At 65.4% G+C, this 1,288-nt stretch carries 1 protein-coding gene; it reads left to right on the forward strand.

Annotation, left to right across the window (positions count from 1 at the left end):
• On the forward strand, positions 1-1,255 hold a 1,255-nt coding region (locus ACZ4E1_RS40265), incomplete at its 5' end, for an IS30 family transposase (protein ID WP_467548974.1).
• Positions 1,256-1,288 lie beyond the last annotated feature (33 nt).

Genomic DNA, 1,288 nt, shown 5'->3' on the forward strand with positions numbered 1-1,288 from the left:
GGTCGAGGAGCGACGGAAGTTCCTTGAACTCGTTAGCCAGGGGGTGAGCATCAGAGAAGCTAGTCGGATCATCGGCATCAATCGCCGAACCGGCCAGGAGTGGATGAACGGCCGCAACCCCCGCATTCAGACCACCATGCGGCCCGGGAAGCGCACACGACCCGAGATCCATCCCCTCACAGGCGAAAAGCGGGCCTTTGTCCCTCACCACCTGGCAGAAGACAAGGTGGCGAGGGGCACGGGTCGGCCCATCTCCTGTCGCTACCTGTCCGAGGAAGAGCGCATCCGCATCGCTGACCTGCGGCGAGAGAAGAGAAGCATTCGGTCGATCGCAGCCGAGCTGGGCCGTAGCCCGTCGACCATCAGTCGCGAGATCCGCCGCAACTGCAACCCAAGCGTTCGGCCGAGCCACCCGAGCTACTACCGCCCTTTTTCCGCTCACAAGCGCGCCGAGACACGGCGTGCTCGCCCCAAGCCCCGGAGGATCGAGACGTGCCCTGAGCTGCGGGACTTCATCCAGGCGCGCTTGGATGAGAAGTGGAGCCCTGAACAGATCGCGAACATCCTGCGCCGGCAGTTCTCGGACCGCCCGGAGATGCATGTGACGCACGAGACGATCTATCGCGGCCTGTATGCCCAGGCGCGGGGTGGGCTGTGGCGCGAGATTGGTCGGCGCCTCCGCACGGGTCGCTGCTTGCGGAAGCGGCGCCGTCACCCTGACCAGCGGCAACCGCGTTTCACTCACCCGATGGTCATGATCAGTCAGCGTCCCTTCGAGCCCACCGACCGGTCCACACCTGGGCACTGGGAAGGTGACCTGATCGTCGGAGAGAAGAACGGCTCTGCCATCGGCACTCTCGTGGAGCGCAACACCCGCTACACGCTGCTCGTGCACCTCCCTCAGGGCCACAGCCCCGGGTTCACCACCACTGGACTTCTGGAGGCAGTGAAGGGCCTCCCGCTACATCTCAGGCGCTCCCTGACCTGGGACCAGGGCGCGGAGCTGGCGCATCACTTCGCCTTCTCTCAGGCGTCCGGCATGCCGGTGTACTTCTGCGAGCCGCACAGCCCCTGGCAGCGAGGCTCAAACGAGAACACGAATGGCCTGCTGCGGCAATACTTCCCAAAAGGGACAGACCTGAAGAAGTACACAAGGGAAGACCTGGACGCCGCCGCGGCAGAGCTGAACGCCAGGCCCCGGAAGGGGGGCGGGGGGGGGCCCCCCCCCCCCCCCCCGGGGGGGTTTGGTGAGTAACAACCCCACAACCCAAGACGTGGCACCGATTTT

The sequence above is a fragment of the Streptomyces sp. NPDC025806 genome (assembly GCF_055558275.1).